This window comes from Propionimicrobium sp. BV2F7, assembly GCF_000510445.1.
Lineage (GTDB): Bacteria > Actinomycetota > Actinomycetes > Propionibacteriales > Propionibacteriaceae > Propionimicrobium > Propionimicrobium lymphophilum.
In genome coordinates, this window is the sequence record NZ_AZIS01000004.1 from 413,201 (window position 1) to 434,783 (window position 21,583).

Genomic DNA, 21,583 nt, shown 5'->3' on the forward strand with positions numbered 1-21,583 from the left:
AAATCGACTTCTTGGTTTGCTCTGTGGATTGAGATAATTGTTTGGTCACGAAATACGTCCACAGCGGGTGTGAAAACCTTGTTACTTTCCTGTGCGTAGCTTGTGTACAGCTGTTAAGAGTTTTCGGTATCCACATTCACCAGAAGTTTTCCACAAGTTATTAACACCGCGAATAACAAGTATAAAAATACAGTTGACTAGGTTTTATGGGTGGTTATCCACTAATTCACAGAAGTTATTACTACTACTAGATTTATAAATCTCTTAGTTAATAAAAGTAACCGGTGTGGAAATCTGGAAAATGGCCGTAACCGGACCAAATAGAATTCTTTAAATCAACAAAGCAAGACCCTCAAGATCAACTCAATGCTGTTAGGTGAAGAGCAGGGACCAAGCGGGTATGCTCGTAGTGATAGGCGTTATGCCTAACCAGTTTTTAAATGAAGCGAGGGAGAACTGATGAAAATTCGCATCGAAAGCGACGCGATGGCCGAAGCCGTAGCTTGGGCAGCGCGCAGTCTTCCCAGCCGCCCGTCCGTTCCGATCCTGGCGGGTCTGCTGATCAAGGCGGACGCTGACGGCGTCGAAATGAGCTGCTTCGATTACGAGACCAGCGCTAAGGTTTCCGTCCCGGCTGAGGTCATCGACGAGGGGCTAGTGTTGGTCAGCGGTAAGCTGCTGGCCGATATTTCTCACAGCTTGCCGAAGAAACCGGTGGATATTTCCAGCGACGAATCCACCGTTCAGCTGGTTTGTGGCTCTGCGCGTTTCACGCTGCAGATGCTTCCGGTGGAGGATTATCCGTCGCTTCCCGAGATGCCTTCGGCCAGCGGCGCTGTAGAGTCCAGCAAGTTCTCCCAGGCCATCAACCAGGTTGCGGTCGCCGCGGGTCGCGACGAGCTGCTGCCGGTGTTCACGGGCGTGCGTATCGAGATCGAGGACGACAAGCTTTCCATGCTGGCCACCGACCGCTACCGCATGGCGCTAAAGGAAATGACCTGGAACCCGTCGAAGACTCAGATCGAGGGGTCTGCGTTGGTTCCGGCCAGGGTGCTGAGCGAGGTTTCGCGTTCCCTGACCGGCGGTGAGCAGGTTTCCGTGGCTATCTCCCACAGCGAGGGCACCGGCGACGGAATCATCGGCCTGACCGGCGAAAGTTCCGGCTGCAAGCGTGAGCTCACCACCCGTCTGCTGGGCGGTGAGTTCCCGAAGGTTCGTCACCTGATGGACATCACCCCGAAGGTGACGGTTAAGGCAAAGACTTCCGACCTGATTTCGGCGGTTAAACGCGTCTCGCTGGTGGCCGAGCGCAACACTCCATTGCGGATGCTGATTGCCGACGACCAGATCGCGCTGGAGGCCGCGACTGGCGACCAGGCTCGCGGTTCAGAAGCAGTGGAGGCCGTCGTCGAGAACATGATCGGTGGCGAGCTGAGCCTGTCCGCGGCCGGCTTCAACCCGCACTACCTGCAGGATGCGCTTTCGGTGCTGACCACGCCGTACGTCTACTTCGCATTCACCGCGGCCGGCAAGCCGTGTCTTGTTCAGGGCCTCGAGTCGCTCGACGGCACACCGGAGCCCGATTACAAGCACGTCATCATGCTGATGAGACTGCCGAATTAAAGAATTCAAGACATAAAAAATGCCCGAGATAATCTCGGGCATTTTTGCTTAGTTGGCTTAATCGTCGAGCGCGGGACGCCTGCTGACGAATTGTGCGCGTGCGTAGCGGCTGATCGCGAGCGTGTTGTATGAATCCGTTACCAGGCCGATGCCGCCACCCACGATCGGCACCCTCTTGCCGGCCATGCTGGCCATCTGCTTGCCGCCGGATTGGCTGAGTAGCGAGGTGGCGACCCTGCGCGAAATGGATTCAGACAGTTCGTCGTCCAAAACGGGGGCTGTCGCGATGACGAGCGGCGAACCGGGAAGATCCCCGGAAGCCACCAGCTCGTTGACGATCTTTTCGCCCAGCAGAGACATCATGATGGCCTGCTGGACCTGGCCCGATTCGATGTCGTAGCCGCGCAGGTGCGCGATTGCGCCCACCATTCGTCCCTGAATTATGGAAATTGCGACCATTCCCGCCGGCATTCCGACGACGCTAGCCACCGCACCGCCAAGACTCGTCACGAAACCCTGCGTCCCAGCAAGCGAGACGTGCAGGTTAACCAGCCTGTCGATTGCCTTCTCGACGTCGCCGCGTCGTTTGCGCAGGTGATGCCCGGCTGTTTTTTTAGCGCCGGGCAGTACTTTGTTTCCGTTTATGGCCTGGTCGATTAGCCAATGGAACATTTTTCCCACAGAGTTTGGGGCGGCGCTGGGCAGCACGGCGATGATAGATTTTCCAATTTCGCTTGCGGATCTGGACATTGTCGGCCTCCTAAACTTTCATGGCCTCTGCAGCTTTAACGCTGTTGGACGTCAAAAACTTCCGTTATGTGACCAATTAGCCGCTCTGTTGTGTGCACGGCTAGCCCCTTCATTCAAGATTAACGCGCACGCATTTGGGCGGGTGCTCATCAGTGCATTCATATTGCCTACAATTGCCTAGACGAATAGGAGTACAGATGAGCGCTAATACCGCAAAGATAGAGATCGACGGCACCACCTACGAGCTCCCAATAGTTGTGGGGACCGAGGGCGAGAAGGCCATCGACATCAGCCAGCTGCGTGCAAAGACTGGCTGCATCACGCTTGACGACGGCTACGCAAATACCGGCTCCTGCAAATCAAAGATCACTTTCATCGACGGTGAGGAGGGCACGCTTCGCTACCGCGGCATCCCGATCGAGGAGCTTGCCGAGCGCGCCAGCTTCGTCGAGACCGCCTGGCTGCTGATTTTCGGCGAGCTGCCCAACACCGAGCAGCGCGAACATTTCCGTTCGCTGCTCACGAAATACTCTGCGCTGCCTACGGCGATGTTGAAGCATTTCGACGCCTTCCCGGCTAACTCGAACCCGATGGCGATCATGTCGGCGATGATCAACTCGCTTTCGATGCACGAGCGTCCGTTGATCGTCCACGGCGACGAGGAAGCCCTGATTGACTATGCCGCTCGCCTGATTTCCAAGGTTCGCACGATCGCGGCCGCCGCATACAAGTCGAGCCGCGGCGAGCCGATCATTCAGCCTAAGGACTCGCTGAAGTACGTCGATAACTTCCTGCACATGATGTTCTCGAAGACCTACGATCTCTACGAGCCACTGCCCGAGGTGAGCCAGGCAATCAACCAATTCCTGGTACTACACGCAGACCACGAGCAGAACTGTTCCACGTCCACAGTGCGCATGGTGGCATCCGGCCAGGCGAACATGTACGCGGCTTGTTCTGCGGGCGTCGTGGCCCTCTGGGGTCAGCGTCACGGTGGCGCCAACGTCGCCGTGGTGCAGATGCTGCAGCGGATGCTTCGCGAACACATCACGCCGAAGCAGTTCCTCGAAGAGGTTAAGAAGCGCGAGAACGGTAGCCGCCTGATGGGCTTCGGCCACCGCGTCTACAAAAACATGGATCCGCGCGCGAAAATCCTGCGTAAGGCCGCCGGCAAGCTGCTGAACACGATGGAAAGCAGCGATCCGCTCCTGGAGCTGGCCGAGGAGGTCGCCGCCGAGGCGCTGGCCGACGACTACTTCATCGAGCGCAGCCTGTACCCGAACGTGGACTTCTACTCGGGCATCATCCTGCGCGCGGTCGGTATTCCGCTGAACATGTTCACCGTCATGTTCGCGATCGGGCGCATGCCCGGCTGGATCGCCAACTGGAAGGAAATCAACGACAACACCTCCCAGCGCATCTACCGCCCGCGTCAGCTCTACATCGGCAAGCCGCAGAATCACTGGGTGCAGCGCAACAAGCGCGGGTAGAAATAGTTGGCCCGGCCGATGGCCGGGTTAGTCTAGTTCCCATGCTTGGATACCTTGGCCCCGAAGGAACTTTCACTCATCAGGCGTTGCTGCAGCTAGTTTCCGGTGACGACATGAGGCCGTACGCCAGCGTCGGTTTGGCGCTGGAGGCGGTGCGAGATGGCTCTGTCGAGGCCGCCTTGGTGCCAATTGAGAATTCCGTCGAGGGCGGCGTGACGGCAACGCTTGACGACATCGGTGACCCGGCTAATCCGCTGCAGATCGTCCGCGAGACGGTGCTGAACATCCGCTTCAACCTGTGCACAAGGTCGGGTGTGCAGCTGTCCGAAATTAAGACGATCGCCAGCCACCCGCACGCTCTTGCGCAGGTGCGCAACTGGCTTGACGAGAACTTCCCCGAGGCCGAGATCATGCGGGTCGGGTCCACGGCTCAGGGCGCCAACTTCGTCGCCGAGGGCAAGGCGGACGCCACCGTCTGCTCGGCCATCGCCGGCGATCTAAACGGGCTAGAAGCACAAGTCAGCGACGTCGCCGATAACCCGTCGGCCACCACCCGTTTCGTTTTGGTTACTAAGAGGCAGAAGTCCCCGGCGCGCACCGGCCACGACAAGACCACCCTGGTGGCCTACATGCACCGCGACGAACCTGGCGCTCTGCTCAACATTTTGCAGCAGTTCGCCGTGCGCGGGGTCAATATGTGTCGCATCGAGTCGCGTCCCACCAAGACATCTTTGGGTAACTACTGCTTCAGCATCGACGCCGAGGGCCATATCGAGGATCTGCGCCTGGCCGACACACTGATCGGTCTGAAGAGGATCTGCCAGGACGTGATTTTCCTGGGCAGCTATGAACGGGCGAATGGCGTCGAACCGATGAATCAGCGCGGCGGAACCGACCCCGAATACACCGACGCGATGAACTGGGTGCGTTCCATCGGCGGACGGATCTAGGCGCGCAGCATCTCCACCAGCACTGCCTTGATTGAGTGCATCCGGTTTTCGGCCTGATCGAAGATTTCCGGGTGGGTCTCGAAGACGTCGTGGGTGATCTCCAGGCCACCGGTGATGCCGGTTAGCTGGGTGATTTTGCGCCCGATCTTTGTGTTGGAGTCGTGGTATGCGGGCAGGCAGTGCAACACGCGCACGTTTTCGCCGGCTCTGTTCAGCAGCTTCTGGTTGATTTGGTAGGGCAGCAGCTCGTCGACGCGCTGCGTCCAGATTTCGTCGGGCTCACCCATGGAAACCCACACGTCGGTGTAGACGAACTCCGCGCCCTCTACCGCGTCGATGTCGTCGGTTATTGTGATCCGCGCCCCCGACTTAGCTGCGATTTCTGCGGCTGTTCGCTGCACGTCGGCTGCCGGCTGCAGGCTCTTGGGTGCCAGTAGCCGAATGTCCATACCCATCATCGCGCCAGAAACCAGCAGAGAATTAGCGACATTATTTCTGGCGTCACCTAGGTATGCCAGGCAGACCTCCGACAAGTCCCTGCCGCTGTGTTCGAGCATGGTGAGCTGGTCAGCGAGCATCTGGGTGGGGTGCCATTCGTCGGTCAGGCCGTTGAACACTGGCACACCAGCGTATTCGGCCAAAGTTTCGACGCGCCCTTGCCCGAAGCCGCGGTATTCGATGCCGTCGAACATGCGCCCAAGCACCCGAGCCGTGTCGGCGATCGATTCCTTGTGGCCGATCTGCGAGGCAACCGAATCTAGATAGGTGCAGTGGCCGCCCTGGTCGTGAATTGCAACCTCGAACGCGCAACGAGTGCGGGTGGAGGTCTTCTCGAAGATCAGTGCGACATTCTTGCCGACCAGCTGCTGACATTCCCGCCCATTCATCTTATCGGCCTTCAACTTGGCCGCGACATCTAGAAGGTGAGCCCATTCTTCGATCGAAAAGTCCGTTTCTTTTAGGAAACTGCGTCCCCGCAAATCCATGTGTTTGCCTTTCGTTGCGCCTCGAGAAGAGTTTGCAGGTGAGAATTGTCAGCTGCTGCGTCTAACCTTATAGACATGAGCTTATTTCTAGTGGGTGGCAGGCCGTTTCCGAATCAGCCTTCGCTCGCCCCTGTTTTCGACGCGTTCGTCACCCAGGCCAAGGATTTTTTCACAGCTGAGGAAAAAGTAGCCCTGTTTCTGGTGGGCGATCCGGCCGACGAGCAGGACCGCAACGTCAAGGAGCGCGCCCAGTACGAAGAGGTGCTGCGTGAACGCTGGCCGGAGGCGCAGATCGAAACTTTCTGGCTGAACGGCGATCCGGAGACGTTCGAGTTCCCCGACGAAAAATCCATCTGCGCGATGATCGTCGGGCCGGGAATGCCGTCGTCGGTGCTCAGCTATCTGGCTGGAAACAAGTCCACCATTGGCAGGCTGGTCAGCGCAGGAGTGCCGTACCTGGGCTTTTCAGCCGGTGCCGCGATCGTCGGAAAGTACGCCATCGTGGGCGGCTGGAAGAGCAACGGACGCCAAATCACCACACCCGAATGCGCCTACGGGTTCGACGAGTTGACAATCACCGACGGCCTTGGGCTTATCGGTCCGAGCGTCGAGACCCACGTCGATGCGCGTTCTGCAATGGGCAGGGCCATTGAGGCCATGCTCGTTGGTAAAATGGCCAACGTAGCCGCAATTGACGAGACCACCTGCCTGACCGTAACTCCTAATGGGCGCACGCAGCTGGCAGGCGAGGGCAGGGTAGCCTGGTTGTCGAGGGCCGGCGCGCACATCGACATCCGGTTTGAATCGGCACCAGATCTTTCCAGAGGTTAGAGAATGCAGATTTTAGTTGTTGACGACGACCAGGCCGTCCGCGATTCGCTGGCGCGGTCGCTGCAGTACAACGGTTATGAGGTCAGCACGGCAACCGACGGCCTGGACGCGCTGGCCAAGCTCGCGTCTGAGAACGTCGACGCCGTCGTCATGGACGTCATGATGCCCCGCCTGGACGGCCTCGAAACCACCAAGATGCTTCGTGAGAACGGCAACGACGTGCCGATCCTCATCCTCACCGCCCGCGATGCGGTGGGTGATCGCGTCGATGGTTTGGACGCAGGCGCAGACGACTACATGGTTAAGCCGTTCAGCCTGGACGAGCTGCTGGCCCGGATCCGGGCGCTAACTCGTCGCACCAAACCCGAGCACGAGGAGCCCAGCGAGATTCTGCACTTCGGTGATCTCGAGCTCGACACGGCCACGCGCGGCGTTAGCAGGGGCGGGCGACGCATCAGCCTCACCCGCACGGAATTCGCGCTGCTTCAGGTGTTCATGGAGCACCCGAATCATGTGCTTGAGCGTGGTTGGCTGCTCAACGAGGTGTGGGGCTTCGATTTCCCCACCACCGCTAACTCGCTTGAGGTTTACATCGGCTATCTGAGGCGCAAGACAGAGCAGGAAGGTGAACCGAGGCTCATCCACACCATCCGCGGCGTGGGCTACGTGTTGCGTGAAACAGCGCCGTGATAGGCAACAAAATCCGCGGTTGGGTGGCCGATCTGCTGGCGCAGTGCAGGTCGCTGCCTGGACGAATCACGCAGATTATTGCCCTTTCGATCGCGGTCGGTTTGCTTCTGGTTGGGGCGACCAGCTTCTTCACGGCTAAGTCGTCCATCTACGACCAGATGGACGGCGAGCTCGCCGACGCGGCAATCGACGCGTCGATCTATCTGCAGTTTGACCTGGACGGCATGGCGGGCATCAACTCGACCGCCTTGGACGCCGCCAATCTATCGATGGTTTTGGTTCGTTCCGACGGCACACTGCGGGGTAATTCTGGTGCATCCGTGCCCGTGAAGACGGGGGCTGCAGAGCTGGCCATCGCCCGCACCCAGATGGGGATTTCCGCCAGGACGGTGCTCGGCGTCGACGGTCAGAAGTACCGCCAGGTGGCCGTTCCGATGACGACAAGCAACGACAAGCTGGCGGTCGTCATCGCCCGTCCGCTTTCGCAGGCGAACGCGGTGATCGGCGACATGAGCTTCAACATCTTCTGGGTTTCGGCGCTCGTGTTGGTGGGCGGCATTGTCGTCGGATACTTCGCCTCCCGTTCCCTGATGGTTCCGCTGAACACTATGGCGAAGGCGGTTTCGCGCGTGACCGAGACCGACGAGCTGGTGCCCATCGGCATCCACAGCGACGACGAGATTGGCATGCTCAGCAGGAACTTCGACACGATGATCCACTCGCTTTCCAGCTCGCGCGAGCGGCAAAAACGGCTGATCGCGGACGCCGGTCACGAGCTGCGCACGCCGCTGACCTCCATGCGCACCAACATCGAACTGTTGGTGGCCGATCAGAAGTCCGGAATGCTGCCTCCTGGAGCAAAGGACGAGATCCTCGCCGACGTCTCCGCCCAGCTCGCCGAGTTCACCTCGCTGGTTGGCGATCTGGTTCAGCTAAGCCGCGACGATGCGGTCAATGTCAGCCGAAAGGTGCTCGACTTCGCGGAGGTGGTCACCGACGCCGTCACCAGAGCGAAGCGTCGTGGCCCGCACATCACTTTCGACGTCAAACTGGAGCCGCTGTTCATCGTCGGCGAACAAGATACTCTCGGCCGAGCTGTCACCAATCTGCTGGACAACGCCGTGAAATTCTCGCCCAGGGAAGGCCACATTTTCGTCCGGCTGCATGACGAGACCCTTACCATCGAGGACGAGGGCCCCGGCATCGCCGAGGAGGACCTCGATAACATCTTCGACCGTTTCTACCGCTCCGACAAGGCAAGAAACACTCCGGGGACGGGTCTTGGGCTGTCTATCGTTAAGCACACCATCGAGGCGCATGGCGGTTCGGTGTGGGCGAGCAACTCGAATTCCACCGGCGGCGCCAAGTTCACCGTCGTGTTGCCCGCCGCCGACAAGGAAGAACTGGCCGAACTGGACCAGTGACCGGCAAGTTTTAAGCTCAACTAGACTGGCAACCGTGTACGTAGACCGCCTGGAACTCGCAGATTTTCGCAGCTACGAGTCTGCCCGTCTTGAGCTCGAGCCGGGCGTCACCGTGTTTCAGGGACGAAACGGTCAGGGCAAAACGAACCTGGTTGAGGCCGTGGAATATATTTCCACGCTCGCCAGCCACCGCGTCTCGCAAGACCTTCCGCTAATTCGGTTCGGTCGACAGCAGGCCGTCATTCGCGCCCAGGTGGTCGCAGGCCTGGACGACCCGCGTCGAATCCTGCTGGAGCTGGAGATCAACCAAGGCAAAGCAAACCGCGCGAAACTTAACCGTGGCCAGCTAACCAAAGCCTCCGACATGCTCGGCATGCTCCGCGTCGTGCTGTTCAGCCCCGACGACCTCAACTTCGTCAAAGGCGACCCCTCCGACCGCCGCAGATTCCTCGACGAGGTGGTGGTTTCACGCTGGCCGAGGATGGCCGGCGTGAAGTCCGACTACGACCGGGTGCTTCGCCAACGCAACACTCTGCTGAAGCAGATCGGTGCTAGATCCGGCTCCCCCGAGGGTCTGGACGACGAATACACCCTGGCAATCTGGGACGAGCAGCTGAGCGAATTCGGGGCCGAGCTGCTGGCAGCCCGCCTGGACTCGCTCACCGAAATGATCCCGTTCGCCTCCGGCGCCTACGAGCAGATCGCGCCCACTAACAACTCCGTAAACGCCCAGTACAAGTGCTCCTTCGAACTGCCCGAGGAGTCCACCGTTGCCAGCCTGCGCGATGCGATGCGCGCCCAGCTGACTGCCCGACGCAGCGAGGAACTGGCCAGGGGAATCACGCTGCTCGGGCCGCACCGAGACGACATCGCCCTGAGTATCGGCCCGCTGCCTGCGAAGGGATACGCCAGTCACGGCGAGGGGTGGTCGCTCGCGTTGAGCCTGCGCCTCGCCACGTTCCAGCTGCTACGCTGCGACGGCATCAACCCCGTGCTGATTCTCGACGACGTCTTCGCCGAGCTCGACCAGGTGCGTAGGCAGCGCCTAGCCGACGCCGTGCTGGACGCCGAACAGGTTCTGGTTACCGCCGCCGTCGGAACCGACGTGCCCGAAAAGCTGAACGGAAAATACTTCAATGTCACAACTGGCCACGTAGAACCCGCCGACGGCCCGGAAACCGTTAGGGACGAATCGTTCGAGGAAACGCAGAGCTCTCCCGAGGACGAAATGACGTCTAACTTTGCCGAAGACGTCACCGATTCCGACGAGGCATCAAAATGAGCGACGAAGAAACAGTCCCCGGCTTCGACCCCACCGGCATCGAGTTGGCGCTGAAAATCTCCCGCGAGGTGGCCGGCGTCCTGCCCCCGCCCAAAGGCATCGTAAAGAAGAAGGTTCGGCGCCGCAAAAACGTTGCCCCGCAGTATTCGGGTTCCGCATCCGACGCGCGCGACCCGCAACCTCTCGGCAAAGCGTTCGGCAAATTTGTCCAACGCCAGGGCTGGCAGACCCAGATCGGGGTGCGCACACTGCTTTCCCAGTGGCCGCAGCTCGTCGGCACGGCCGTAGCCGACCACTGCAAACCCGTGGGATTCCGAGAGGGCGTGCTGCAGGTGCAGGCCGAGTCAACCACATGGGCCACCGCGCTCCGGACACTAGCCCCCAAAGTCATCGCGTCACTTAACGAATCTCTTGGTCAAGGATCCGTCACCAGGATCGACATCAAGGGGCCGGCGGCGCCGAACTGGAATCACGGGCCAAGATCCGTTCGCGACGGCCGCGGCCCGCGTGACACGTACGGTTAATATTCGTGCAACCCTGGGCCTAAATTGGGTGAAAGTGGCTGTGGGCAAGACCTCCATTCGGGTGTGCGCATATGCTAGGAGCATGACCGCAAAGTTGATTCTGCTTCGCCACGGCGAAAGCAAATGGAACAAGAAAAACCTGTTCACCGGCTGGGTTGACGTAGACCTTAATGAAAAGGGCGTCAGCGAAGCCACTCGTGGTGGCGAACTGCTCGCCGAGCAGAACTTGCTGCCTGACGTCGTTCACACTTCCGTGCTGCGCCGCGCAATTCACACCGCATACCTGGCGCTGGACGCCTGCGACCGTCACTGGATCCCCGTCAAGCGCAGCTGGCGCCTCAACGAGCGCCACTACGGCAAGCTGCAAGGCCTCGACAAGTCAGAGATCCGCGACCAGTTCGGCGAAGATCAGTTCATGGCCTGGCGTCGTAGTTTCGACCAGCCGCCGCCCGCAATCGACAAGGACGGCGAGTGGAGCCAGTTCGACGACCCACGCTACGCCGACTTGCCCAGCGAGATTCGTCCGCTGACCGAGTGCCTAAAGGACGTCGTTAAGCGCATGCTTCCGTACTGGTACGACCAGATCGTCCCCGATCTTCGTGCCGGCAAGACCGTCCTGATCACCGCACATGGAAACTCGCTGCGCGCGCTGGTTAAGCACCTCGATGGCATCGGCGACGACGAGATCAGCAAGCTGAATATCCCGACTGGTATTCCGCTTTACTACGAGCTCGATGACGACCTGAAGCCTGTCACAAAGGGTGGCCGCTACCTCGACCCCGAGGCGGCAGAGGCCGGCGTCAAGGCCGTAGCCAACCAGGGCAAGTAAGCCAACAAAAATATCCCGCGCTAACCTGCGCGGGATATTTTTATGCCCAAAACGTATTCGTGAGGAAGAAAAGGTTCGTTGTCGAGCTTTTCCATCCCCGTTGTTTTCTGGCTAATTAGCGTGGAAGAAAAAGTTGTCTACGGACTTTTTATCCTCGTTGTTTCTGGTGACGTTTGTGGTTTGCCCGGTTGCTTGTGGTCGGCTGCTTGCCTGGACGGTGTTGGTCGGTTGCTGGTCTGGGTTGGTTTGTCGAGCGAGTCGCCGTGTCTTCGTTTATCTCTTGTCGCTTGCGCGATATCGAGATTTCTCTTTCGCCACGCCTCGATGCTCTCCAAACCAACCCAGCCCAGCATCCTCACTGTTAAAAGTGGGCACCGAGTTGGGCGTCGTCGAGATTAGTGAGGAAGAAAATGTTCGTAGTCGAGCTTTTTGGTTCCCGTTAAATCTTGGCGACTCAACGTGGAGGAAATTGTTCGACGTCGAGCCTTATCGTTCCCGTTAAATCCTCAGAAATCATCGCGGAAAAAAGTCCGACGTCGAATCTTTTTCTCCTCGCTATCTCCAGATGAGCCGGGGTGGGCACCTATTTAGCTGAGGTTGTGGGAGTTCGGGTCTTTGAAGGAACATCAAGGCGTGGCGAGAGCGACGACATTCAAACGCGAACGCGTTTGAATCAGGAGCGGAGACACGTAGCCAGTGACGCAAAGACCCGAATCCCACAACCGACAAGAAGCTATCGGGGTGACCATAAACAGGCCAACCCAATCCAGGCCAGCAGCCGACCTTAAGCTTCCAGGCCGGCAGCTGGCCTTGAGCAGCCAAGACAGCAGACGTCCCTGTGCTTCCAGGCCAACAACCGACCATGTGCGTCCAGCCAAAAAAAGTACGGCTGGTTACGTCGTCGGCCAGTCTTCACCCTCGGGCATTTCGCCGGTGATGATGTAGATGGTGCGTTTGCCGATGGCGACGGCATGGTCGGCGATGCGCTCGTAGTAGCGGCCAAGCAGGGCGACGTCAACGGCCTCCTCCACACTGTATGGCCAGTCGTTGCCGACCATCATGCGGAACTGGTCGCTGCGCAATTTGTCCATCTGGTCGTCCTCGGTGACGAGCTTCTCGGCCTCGTCCGCGTCACGCTCGGCCAACACGCGGCCGGCAATGCCAACCATGTCTTGGGCGATGGAACTCATGTTGCGGAAATTCTCCACCAGGCCGTCCGGAACCGCTCGGTTGGGGTAGCGCAGGCGGGCGATCTTGGCGACGTGAGCGGCCAGGTCTCCCATGCGGCCTAGCTCGGCGACCATCTGGATGGACGCAACGAGCGTGCGCAGCTCGCCGGCCACCGGGCCCTGTGTCGCCATCAGGCTGAACGCTTGATACTCAACGTGGTCGTGCACCTGGTCGATACGGACGTCGGACGAGATGACCCGTTCGGCGACGGACAGATTCACGTCCAAGAGAGCAGTAGTGGCGTCGCGCACCGCGATCTGAACAGAGTCGGACATGACGACGAGATCGTTGACGATCTCTTGCAGTTCGCTGCGGTATAGCTCGCGCATATGGAGGCCTTTCTTTGGTCTAACGACTTCAGCCTACATTCCGCCGTCGTGAGTGTGGTTAATCTGCACCGTATGATGAAACTGTGAATATCTGGGTAGCTGCATTGTTGGGGCTGTTCGTGGGGGTGGTCGCGTGCGCGATCGTCGTCAGCATAAAGAATTCTTCCGACGAGACTCAGCCGGTTGAAGAACCGGCGCTCAGTGAGCAGACGCTGAATGTGGTCGATTTGCTGCGCAGCGCCGCGATAATCGTGGACGCCGGCGATCAGGTCATTCACGCCACCTCGGCCGCGCAGACCAGCGGCCTGATTCGCGGCAACAGGATCAAAGATCAAGAGATGCTGGATCTGGTGCGTAAGGTCCGCGAGAAGACGCATCCGGTGGGCACCAACCTGACTATTAGACGCGGGCTGGGCCAGGTGGTTCAGGAGCTGGCCATCCGCGCGGTGCAGATTGATGAAGGCATGGTGATCGTCATCGCCGATGACCGCACGGCGCAGGCCAGGGCCGACGAGATCAAACGGGACTTCACCACCAACGTCAGCCACGAGCTCAAAACGCCGGTGGGTGCGCTGCAGGTGCTTTCCGAGGCCGTCATGGAGGCCGCCGACGACCCGGAAGCGGTTCGTCACTTCGCCACCAGAATGTCAGAGTCAGCAACCAGGCTCGGCGAGCTGGTTCGTCAGATCATCGAGCTGAGCAGGTTGCAGTCGAACGATCCGCTGGCGCGCGCGGAGATCGTGGAGGTGGACGACGTCACTTCCTCGGCAATCGACCAGTGCAAGGTGCTGGCTGACGACCGCGAGGTGCACATGTCGACGGCCGGCCGACGCGGCCTGCAGGTGCTCGGAGACGCCACCCAGCTGACCAGCGCGTTGACCAACCTGATCCAAAATGCCATCAACTATTCGGACAAGGGGTCTCGAATAGCAGTCAGCACGAGGCTCGTCAACGAGTCCGACGACGAGTTCGTCGAGATCAGCGTCGCCGATAACGGCATCGGCATCGAGGCCGAAGAAATGGACCGAATCTTCGAGCGTTTTTACCGGGTTGACTACGCCAGATCTCGTGCAACTGGCGGCACCGGGCTGGGGCTGTCGATCGTCAAACACGTCATGAATGCGCACGGTGGCACAGTGAACGTGTGGAGCAAGCCGGGGCAAGGCTCAACATTCACGATGCGCCTGCCGAAGTATATTGAGCTTGTAATCGACAATTTCGTTGCCGAATCCGATTATCGTTAACTTGGAAACCAGATAGTCAGGAGCTAAACCAAATGACCCGGATTCTCATCATTGAGGACGAAGAGTCTTATCGTGAAGCCACCTCCTACATGCTGCAGCGGGAAGGCTACGAGGTTCTCGAGGCCGCCGACGGCACTTCCGGGCTGACCGAGTTCGAGCGCGAAGGCGCCGACCTTGTTTTGCTGGACCTGATGATGCCGGGCATGTCCGGCACCGAGGTGTGCAAGAAGATCCGTCAACAGTCCAACGTGCCGGTGATCATGGTGACGGCCCGCGACTCCGAAATTGACAAGGTCGTCGGGCTGGAAATCGGTGCGGACGACTACGTGACGAAACCCTTCAGCCACCGCGAGCTCGTCGCCCGAATCCGGGCCGTTCTACGCCGCGGAAACGAGACCGAGCTGAACCCCGAGGTGATGGAGGTCGGTGACGTCCGCATGGACATCGACCGCCACGAAGTAACCGTGGCCAACAAGCCGGTGAAGCTCGCCTTGAAGGAGTTCGAGCTGCTTGAGTTGCTGCTGCGAAACGCCGGCCGCGTCATGACCAGGAATCAGCTGATCGACCGCGTCTGGGGCATGGACTACGTTGGCGACACCAAAACTCTCGACGTGCACGTCAAGAGGCTGCGCAGCAAGATCGAGGAAGACCCGTCTAATCCGGTTAACCTCGTAACCGTTCGTGGTTTGGGCTACAAATACGAGGGTTAATGAACGTAACTGGAATCATCGTCGCGGCAGGTTCCGGCACTAGGCTCGGTAAATCGACGGTCGGTGGCGGCGGGCCAAAGGCGCTGAGGCTGCTGGCCGGGCATCCGCTGGTTCGTTGGAGCGCGCGACGCCTGGTGGCCGGCGGGGTGCAGAAGCTCATCATCGTTTGCTTGGCGGAGCACGCCGAGCGCTTCGAGAGCTGCCTGCGTGATCTTGGCGTCGAGCTGGTCTTCTGCGAGGGCGGAAACACCCGCCAGGAATCCGTGATTTCGGGGCTGGAACACGTCGACGAAAACTGCGATGTCGTGTTGGTGCACGACGCCGCCCGTCCGCTGGTTCCGCCGAGCGTCGTGGAGCGCGTGACGCATACCGTCGCAGCCGGCAACCCCGTGGTCATCCCCGTGATCCCCGTTGCCGACACCATTCGTCGCCTCACCGATGAAGGCTCCGAGGTGGTCGACCGTTCGTATCTGCGTGCCGTACAAACCCCGCAGGGCTTCGACCCGAAGGTGCTCATCGCCTGCCACGGCAAAAACCTTGGCTCCACGCTCACCGACGACGCCGGCGTGTGCGAGGTTGAGGGCTACGAGGTGAAGCTCGTCGAGGGCGATCAGCTTGCCATGAAGATCACCCATCCGCTGGATTTCGCTATCGCCGAGGCGCTCGCCGCCTCCGGTGCTATTGGCGAACCTTTCGAAAGCTAGGAAAGCATGATTCGAGTTGGCATCGGCACCGACGTACATCAGTTGAAGGACGGTGTAGAAATGCACGTCGCAGGGCTGCATTTTCCCGACGAGCCGAAGGGCCTGGCCGGCCATTCCGACGGCGACGTCGCCGCCCACGCAATGTGTGACGCGCTGTTCAGCGCCGCCGGGCTTGGCGACATGGGCTCCAACTTCGGCACCTACGAGCCACAGTGGTCCGGTGCCAGCGGCGTCGCCTTCATCCGCGAGACCGTTAGACGTCTCGCCGAAGCCGGTTTTGCGCCGGTCAACGTCGCGGTGCAGGTCATTGGTAACCGTCCGCGCATGGCTGCCCGACGTGTCGAGGCGCAAGACGTCCTAACCGACGCACTCGGTGCGACGGTAGCCGTGTCAGCAACCACAACTGATGGCCTAGGCCTGACCGGACGCGGCGAGGGTGTAGCAGCAATCGCCACCGCGCTAGTGCAGAGTATTTAACTTTTCTTTCCGATACGTTCTCGTCGGCTGCTGCTTGTGGCTGACTTTGTAGCTGCAGGTCGGTTGATGGTTTGGTTGCTACTCGTCTGTGGTTTCGCTGAACGATTTTAGACGGTTGTGGGATTCGGGTCTTTGCGTCACTGGCAACGTGTCTCCGCTCCTCATCCAAGCGCTTTGGCGCTTGGATATCGTTGCTCTCGCCACGCCTTGATGTTCCTTCAAAGACCCGAACTCCCACAACCTCATGCCTTTAGGTGGTCATCCGAATTATTGCGTCAAAAAAGGCTCGTCTACGAGCCAAATCTGCCGCAATAATGCCGCGACCACTTAATAAGCAAGGCTGGTGGAGCTGAGTTGGGTTGGCGAGCATTGGAGGCGTGGCGAGAGCCAGATGAATACAACGTATTCGTCGCGAAGACACGGGCGAAAGAGCTCGACAAGCCAACCCAGTCCAACAGCCGACCAGAAGCAGCCATGACGCCAGTCGACCTTGAGCATTCAGTCCAGCAGCCGTCGGAAACCGTCCAACGAAACCAGAGTTAGAAGCGGCTATTTAACCGTGTTGCTTGGCGCGACAAACGTGTTGCATGCGCCCATGGAAGTCTCTTGGGTTCCGGTGGTGTACCAGCGTTGACGGCTTTCGCCGCGCCCATGGTTGCCGACGGCGTTGGGGTCGCCGGTTAGGGCGTCGTCGCCGAGGGTTGAGAAGAAGCTGGCGAGGCGTCGCTGGTCGCTTGCGCCGATGCCGATGGAATCGTTGACGGACGAATTGAACTGGCCCGCCCAACAGTCGGCCTGCACTTCGGTGCGGCGGGAAAATTCGAGGGCGTCGAGCTCACTCAACTGCTGCTCGTATGCGCGCTCGGAGATAAGAATGCCTGTGCGTCCCTGGATGGCGTGGCCAAACTCGTGGGCCAGGACGCTTTCCGCGACGAACGGCACGTCGAGGTATTCGCGGGGGAAAATGTCGGCGAGCCGCTTGGCGAAGTACACCTGCTGGTCGGCGGCACAGTAGGCGGCGTTGTATTCGGGCATCTCTCCGCATGCGGTGTAGATGGTCCCGTCATAAACGGTGACGGGCGGGCGCACTGCGGTGAAGCCGGCCCCCTCGATGGCCGGGCCGAAGACCCGCATGAGGCATGAGGTGTAGTCGTTCAGGTGCTGTTCGATCTGTCTTGCGGAGGCGCGGGATAAATCTATCGGGTTTATGTCGCAGCGAACCGGGCTGAGCACCTGCTGATCATAGATGGGATTGTCCACCAAGAACGACTTCGCCTGCTCGTACGTAGCGGGGGACGGCAGTGCTGGCGGGCGCGAATCGGCCTGCGGAATCTGGTAACTCTCGTTGTTGTAGTGCTCTTGGATGCGGCTGTCGCTGGAGACGTCCCCGTCGGTCAGCATGCCCACCAGGTTCAGGAAAGTGTAGATGATGAACAGCGCGGTGCCGATCCACCTGAGTAGTTTGGCGAGCGGGTTGCTGCCTTTCCGGCTGCGTCCGCGTTGTTGTGTGGGCAGAGGCCAAGATTGGGTGCTGACTCGCCGACGCCGCCCACCTGCCGAACCAGACGGGAAAGTCGCCCACGGATTTCTGCTGCTCACCCAACCAGACTACACGGCTTAGTTATTGATCGTCCGGGCGAGCGATGCTGTTAATCTGGTTGATAATTGCTCGTGCTATCTAGGAGCCATCGTGTCTTTCAAGCACCGCCGCGGCGTCACCGCGCAGCTGGCCGTATTTTTGTGTGCCCTGCTGGCGCTTTTCTGTGTGCCGGTGGCCCACGCCGATCCGAGCGTTGCAGAAACTTTAGAGGTGTCGGGTTCCGTCGACGAGGACGGCACGCTGCACGTCAATCAGAAACTGACTTTCGCGGACGCGGCTCCAGATATTACCCAGCGCATCGAAAACACGCTGCCTGCCTACGACTACGCGAACTACGTTTTCGACATTTTTGATGTCTCCGCCACAGCTGACGGCACCGATTTGGGTGCCGAGGTGAGCGAGGACGAGGGCTACACGGTCATCCAGGTTAGCGGCTCCAAGGCCGGCAAAAAGCCGATCGAGATCAGCTATTCGGTTCGCGGCGCGGCTTTCAAAGGTGAGCGCGTCGAGGGTTCCGACCCGTTGACGACAGTCAACTGGCGGGTCGTCCAGGGCCTGTCCGTTGGTGCTAAGAAGGTGACGGGCGAGGTCAGCACCGGCAGGGCACTCGTTGCTGACGTCGATTGCCAGGCTGGCGCCCCGGCAGCCCTGGTCAGCTGTGACACTTTTGCGGCCTCCACCTATCAATCGCGCTACCCGAGCTTCACCAATAGGGCTTTGGGCGCCGGGCAGGTCGTTCAGCTGGAGTTCAAGCTGAAGGAGTCGATCGTCAAACCTAACGAGGTGCTCGAGGAGGAGTGGACGCTAGACCGTGCCTTCTCCGCTAACATGCCGTATTCGCTGGTGGCGCTGGCAGTTGCTCTGGCTGGCGCGGGCGCTCTGCTGTTGCTGCACTGGCACCGCGGCAGAGACAACAACCGCGACACCGAGCCGGCCCTGATCGCCGAGTTTTCTCCAGTGGCGGAGGGCCAGGTCTCGTTCATGCTGCACGAGGCCGTCCGTCCGGGCATGATCGGTACGCTGCTCGACGAGCAGGTTGATCCGGTGGACGTGACCGCGACGATTCTAGATTTGGCACAGCGCGGGCATCTGCTGATCACGGAGTTGCCACGCGAACGTGAATTCTCCAGCACCGAGTGGCGCCTGGATCGTCTCGAAGGCTCCGATCATCTTCTCGACTACGAGAGGGAGCTGCTGGACGCCATCGTTCCGGCTGGCGCTGCGCCCGTCAGGTTGTCTGCTCTGCCGAAAACGATCAGTGACTCCATTGAAGGTGTTCAGGACAAACTTTACGAAGAGGTCGTCAAGCAGGGCTGGTTCAAGTCTCGCCCCGACCGGGTGCGGAGCGGATTCCAGACCGTGGGCGTCATCACCCTGATTATTTCGTTGGTGACGCTCGGCCTGCTGGTTGCGTTTACCAAATATGGCCTAACAGGAATCGCGTTTGTTGGTTTCGCGATTGGCCTGCTTTTTCTTGCCCAGGTGATGCCTAGGCGCTCGGCGAAGGGCAGCGCGATTCTTCACGGCCTCGACTTGCTATCTCTCCAGCTTCAGACTCAGTCGACGCAGATGTTCGGCGAAGACGAGCTGAAGGAATACTCGAAGGTACTTCCGTACTCCGTTGTCCTAGGTTCTCAGGACCGTTGGGTGAACGCGTTCGGCAAAGCCGACGACGACCCCGGCGTCGCCGATCCCAACGACATCGACTGGTACCACGGCCCAGCCAACTGGCAGCTGCAGGACCTGCCGGCCAGCCTGGATAATTTCGTCACCACCCTTGAAGGACGCCTGTACTCCAGGGGCTAAATCCGAATCCCACAACCACCAGAAGCTGCCATGCCAGCCACAACCGGCGAAAGTAAAAGAGAAACCACATCCATGAAGCAGCCGAGCCAACGTCCATGTCACCGAAAATAACGTGGACAAAAGCTCGATTAAGAACTATTGTGGCGTAAATTATTCGCTGTGTGTAGCCTTTAAGCTACAATTGGGGTGTGGAGATACTTTCCAGCAGCATTTTTGATGCCTGGCTTGGCAAGATGAAAGACAGGCACGCTCAGCGTCGTATCCTGCATGCAATTGCTAGGTGCGAGGCGCACGGAAAGATGCTTGGAGACATCAAACCTGTTGGCGAAAAAGTAAGCGAAATGAGGTTTCAATTTGGTGCTGGGTATCGGGTTTATTTCACCCAGCTTGGAGCCGTCACGATTTTTCTTCTGGCCGGCGGCGACAAGTCCAGCCAGGCAAGAGATATTCGTATCGCTCAAGAACTTGCTAGGAAGGTTAGGAGGGAGCAGGAATGAAGGACGTAACGTTTTCGGCTTTTGACGCAAGTAAATATCTGGACAGCCATGAGGCAGTTAACGACTATTTGGCTATTGCACTTGAAGATGGAGACACAAAAACTGTGCAAGTTGTTTTACGTGATATCGCTCGGGCGCATGGCATGAGCCAACTCGCCAGAGAGACTGAGCTAAACCGAGAGTCGCTGTATAAGTCTCTTTCGAAGGACGGCAACCCGTCATTTGCTGCGATCACCAAGATAATGAAGGCCCTAGGCCTAAAAATAACCTTGGCTACTCAAAACAATTAGTCACGTGTCTCGAAGACAGAAAATAAGTTCGACGCCGAACCTTTTTCATCGTTGTTCCTAGTGACGTTTGTGGCTGGTCTGGATGTTCTTGGTTGGTGGTTAGTCTGGCTGCTCGAGGTCTGCTGCTGGCCTGGGTTGGGTTGTCGAGCGAGTCGCCGTGTCTTCGCTCAGCTCTCATCGCTTTCGCGATTAACGAGCTATCACTCTCGCCACGCCTCGATGCTCGCCGCCCCAGCTCCACCAGCCTCGCTTATTAAGTGGTCGCGACATTATTGCGGCAGATTTGGCTCGTAGACGAGCCCTTTTCGACGCAATAATTCGGATGACCACCTAAAGGTATGAGGTTGTGGGAGTTCGGGTCTTTGAAGGAACATCAAGGCGTGGCGGGAGCGACGATATCCAAGCGCCAAAGCGCTTGGATGAGGAGCGGAGACACGTTGCCAGTGACGCAAAGACCCGAATCCCACAACCGACGAAACCCAGACAAGCCAACCACCAGCCGCTAGCACTCAGACCAGCCACAAACCAAGAGCACCCAAGGCCAACCAACACGTAGTCGAAAATAACGGGAACCAAAAAGCTCGTAGTCGAACCTTTTGGTTCTTTTTAATTTCCGACGCATTAGCGGGAACAGAAAAGTTCGTAGTCGAATGTTTTGGTTCCCGCTAACTAGAGAATTATTAACGACTGCAGAAAAGCTCGAGTACGGACATTTTGGTTCCCACTGATCTGTTGATGTCCGATATGGGAGCCGGATCTAAACCGGGATGGTGGATTCTTCTTCTTCGCCTAGGTCTAGGACGTCGTCTGTGGACGGGTCGGTATCGAAGAGCTCCAGCAAACGTGCCGGCCATACCTCGTTGCGGGCGATCTCGTCGGGGCTAAGCCAGGCGAAACCTTTAACGGACTCCTTTTCGTCCGCGGTGAAGCCGGCGTCGGAGGGGGTGAATTTCGCCTCGAGGTCTAGGCGGTAGAAGAACTCTTCCTGGATCAGGATCCGGTCGGAGTAGCCGTGCTTGACGAGTCGCCTGGCGATGGGCCCGAGTAGCTGGCCCGGCTCGACGTCCAGCCCGGTCTCCTCCTTCATCTCGCGAACGGCGGCAGTGACTGCGTCCTCGCCTTCGTCGATGCCGCCACCCGGGGTCACGTACCAGCCGCTGCCGGGAATGCCCGGGTCAGAATCGGACTCCAAAAGGACGGTGCCCTCGGCAACGACCAGGACCCTTGCGGCCTTGCGTCGTTTTATGGGGCGCAGGCTCGGTTCCACCACTTTTTCGCCTCTCATGCATCGCAGTCTAGAACAATCGGGGCACAAAA

Annotated in this window: 22 protein-coding genes; 16 read left to right on the plus strand and 6 right to left on the minus strand. The window is 59.1% G+C overall.

Annotated elements, in window-relative coordinates:
- The first annotated feature begins 459 nt into the window (after positions 1-459).
- The gene (dnaN, locus tag HMPREF1255_RS06215) at positions 460-1,623 is read left to right on the plus strand and encodes a DNA polymerase III subunit beta (protein WP_024111001.1); all 1,164 of its coding nucleotides are present in this window, start codon (positions 460-462) and stop codon (positions 1,621-1,623) included.
- A 57-nt stretch (positions 1,624-1,680) separates the two neighbouring features.
- Here the strand turns inward: dnaN and HMPREF1255_RS06220 are convergent, their stop codons facing one another.
- Positions 1,681-2,373 carry a hypothetical protein gene (locus tag HMPREF1255_RS06220; RefSeq protein ID WP_016454986.1) on the minus strand — a complete coding sequence of 231 codons (693 nt, stop codon included), beginning with the start codon at positions 2,371-2,373 and terminating at the stop codon, positions 1,681-1,683.
- Positions 2,374-2,570: 197 nt separating this feature from the next.
- Here HMPREF1255_RS06220 and HMPREF1255_RS06225 point away from each other — a divergent pair, with 197 nt between their 5' ends.
- Both HMPREF1255_RS06225 and pheA read left to right on the plus strand, forming a co-directional pair.
- On the plus strand, positions 2,571-3,863 hold the full coding sequence (locus tag HMPREF1255_RS06225) for a citrate synthase (protein WP_016454985.1): 1,293 nt from the start codon (positions 2,571-2,573) through the stop codon (positions 3,861-3,863).
- A 41-nt stretch (positions 3,864-3,904) separates the two neighbouring features.
- Complete coding sequence (gene pheA, locus HMPREF1255_RS06230; RefSeq protein ID WP_024111194.1) at positions 3,905-4,813, plus strand: prephenate dehydratase; 909 nt, start codon at positions 3,905-3,907, stop codon at positions 4,811-4,813.
- On the opposite strand, the gene argF is transcribed toward pheA, so the two are convergent.
- On the minus strand, positions 4,810-5,799 hold the full coding sequence (gene argF / locus HMPREF1255_RS06235; protein ID WP_024111246.1) for an ornithine carbamoyltransferase: 990 nt from the start codon (positions 5,797-5,799) through the stop codon (positions 4,810-4,812). The two genes, pheA and argF, sit on opposite strands and share 4 nt — an antisense overlap.
- A gap of 75 nt (positions 5,800-5,874) precedes the next feature.
- On the opposite strand from argF, the gene HMPREF1255_RS06240 reads away from it, so the two are divergent.
- The 6 genes from HMPREF1255_RS06240 to HMPREF1255_RS06265 all read left to right on the plus strand — a co-directional run bounded on the left by HMPREF1255_RS06240 (position 5,875) and on the right by HMPREF1255_RS06265 (position 11,379).
- The gene (locus tag HMPREF1255_RS06240; RefSeq protein ID WP_155948502.1) at positions 5,875-6,630 is read left to right on the plus strand and encodes a hypothetical protein; all 756 of its coding nucleotides are present in this window, start codon (positions 5,875-5,877) and stop codon (positions 6,628-6,630) included.
- A 3-nt stretch (positions 6,631-6,633) separates the two neighbouring features.
- Positions 6,634-7,320 carry a response regulator transcription factor gene (locus HMPREF1255_RS06245; RefSeq protein ID WP_024111151.1) on the plus strand — a complete coding sequence of 229 codons (687 nt, stop codon included), beginning with the start codon at positions 6,634-6,636 and terminating at the stop codon, positions 7,318-7,320.
- Positions 7,317-8,744 carry a cell wall metabolism sensor histidine kinase WalK gene (locus HMPREF1255_RS06250; RefSeq protein WP_024111087.1) on the plus strand — a complete coding sequence of 476 codons (1,428 nt, stop codon included), beginning with the start codon at positions 7,317-7,319 and terminating at the stop codon, positions 8,742-8,744. Before HMPREF1255_RS06245 ends, HMPREF1255_RS06250 begins: the two co-directional genes overlap by 4 nt.
- A 34-nt stretch (positions 8,745-8,778) precedes the next feature.
- Positions 8,779-10,026, plus strand: coding sequence for a DNA replication/repair protein RecF (recF, locus tag HMPREF1255_RS06255; RefSeq protein ID WP_024111005.1), 1,248 nt, complete (start codon positions 8,779-8,781; stop codon positions 10,024-10,026).
- A complete protein-coding gene (locus HMPREF1255_RS06260; RefSeq protein WP_024111241.1) occupies positions 10,023-10,550 on the plus strand; it encodes a DUF721 domain-containing protein in 528 nt (175 codons plus the stop codon). The genes recF and HMPREF1255_RS06260 overlap by 4 nt, the downstream gene beginning before the upstream one ends.
- A gap of 82 nt (positions 10,551-10,632) precedes the next feature.
- A complete protein-coding gene (locus HMPREF1255_RS06265; RefSeq protein WP_036917274.1) occupies positions 10,633-11,379 on the plus strand; it encodes a phosphoglyceromutase in 747 nt (248 codons plus the stop codon).
- Between the two features lie 626 nt (positions 11,380-12,005).
- Here the strand turns inward: HMPREF1255_RS06265 and HMPREF1255_RS09840 are convergent.
- Together HMPREF1255_RS09840 and phoU are read right to left on the minus strand one after the other, a co-directional pair.
- Positions 12,006-12,257, minus strand: coding sequence for a hypothetical protein (locus HMPREF1255_RS09840; protein WP_155948504.1), 252 nt, complete (start codon positions 12,255-12,257; stop codon positions 12,006-12,008).
- Between the two features lie 15 nt (positions 12,258-12,272).
- Positions 12,273-12,938, minus strand: coding sequence for a phosphate signaling complex protein PhoU (gene phoU / locus HMPREF1255_RS06270; RefSeq protein WP_016454976.1), 666 nt, complete (start codon positions 12,936-12,938; stop codon positions 12,273-12,275).
- Positions 12,939-13,021: 83 nt separating this feature from the next.
- On the opposite strand from phoU, the gene HMPREF1255_RS06275 reads away from it, so the two are divergent.
- Genes HMPREF1255_RS06275 through ispF form a run of 4 tightly spaced genes read left to right on the plus strand, consistent with a single transcriptional unit; the run spans position 13,022 to position 16,073 of the window.
- Positions 13,022-14,182: a cell wall metabolism sensor histidine kinase WalK gene (locus HMPREF1255_RS06275; protein WP_024111273.1), complete on the plus strand. Its 1,161-nt coding sequence runs from the start codon at positions 13,022-13,024 to the stop codon at positions 14,180-14,182.
- A 32-nt stretch (positions 14,183-14,214) separates the two neighbouring features.
- Complete coding sequence (locus HMPREF1255_RS06280) at positions 14,215-14,892, plus strand: response regulator transcription factor (RefSeq protein WP_024111062.1); 678 nt, start codon at positions 14,215-14,217, stop codon at positions 14,890-14,892.
- A complete protein-coding gene (ispD, locus tag HMPREF1255_RS06285; protein ID WP_024111171.1) occupies positions 14,892-15,596 on the plus strand; it encodes a 2-C-methyl-D-erythritol 4-phosphate cytidylyltransferase in 705 nt (234 codons plus the stop codon). Before HMPREF1255_RS06280 ends, ispD begins: the two co-directional genes overlap by 1 nt.
- Before the next feature lie 6 nt (positions 15,597-15,602).
- On the plus strand, positions 15,603-16,073 hold the full coding sequence (gene ispF, locus HMPREF1255_RS06290) for a 2-C-methyl-D-erythritol 2,4-cyclodiphosphate synthase (RefSeq protein WP_024111095.1): 471 nt from the start codon (positions 15,603-15,605) through the stop codon (positions 16,071-16,073).
- 549 nt (positions 16,074-16,622) lie between these two features.
- Here the strand turns inward: ispF and HMPREF1255_RS06295 are convergent.
- Positions 16,623-17,672, minus strand: coding sequence for a neutral zinc metallopeptidase (locus tag HMPREF1255_RS06295; RefSeq protein ID WP_024111163.1), 1,050 nt, complete (start codon positions 17,670-17,672; stop codon positions 16,623-16,625).
- A 91-nt stretch (positions 17,673-17,763) separates the two neighbouring features.
- On the opposite strand from HMPREF1255_RS06295, the gene HMPREF1255_RS06300 reads away from it, so the two are divergent.
- The 3 genes from HMPREF1255_RS06300 (at position 17,764) to HMPREF1255_RS06310 (ending at position 20,266) form a co-directional block, all read left to right on the plus strand.
- Complete coding sequence (locus HMPREF1255_RS06300; protein ID WP_024111071.1) at positions 17,764-19,479, plus strand: DUF2207 domain-containing protein; 1,716 nt, start codon at positions 17,764-17,766, stop codon at positions 19,477-19,479.
- Positions 19,480-19,712: 233 nt separating this feature from the next.
- Entirely contained in the window at positions 19,713-19,976 is a 264-nt protein-coding gene (locus HMPREF1255_RS06305; protein ID WP_051395009.1) for a type II toxin-antitoxin system RelE/ParE family toxin, read from the plus strand.
- Complete coding sequence (locus HMPREF1255_RS06310; RefSeq protein ID WP_024111244.1) at positions 19,973-20,266, plus strand: addiction module antidote protein; 294 nt, start codon at positions 19,973-19,975, stop codon at positions 20,264-20,266. The genes HMPREF1255_RS06305 and HMPREF1255_RS06310 overlap by 4 nt, the downstream gene beginning before the upstream one ends.
- A gap of 757 nt (positions 20,267-21,023) precedes the next feature.
- Here HMPREF1255_RS06310 and HMPREF1255_RS06315 read toward each other — a convergent pair.
- Positions 21,024-21,551 (minus strand): NUDIX hydrolase, encoded by a 528-nt coding sequence (locus HMPREF1255_RS06315; RefSeq protein WP_036917278.1) that lies wholly within the window; start codon positions 21,549-21,551, stop codon positions 21,024-21,026.
- Positions 21,552-21,583: the final 32 nt, after the last annotated feature.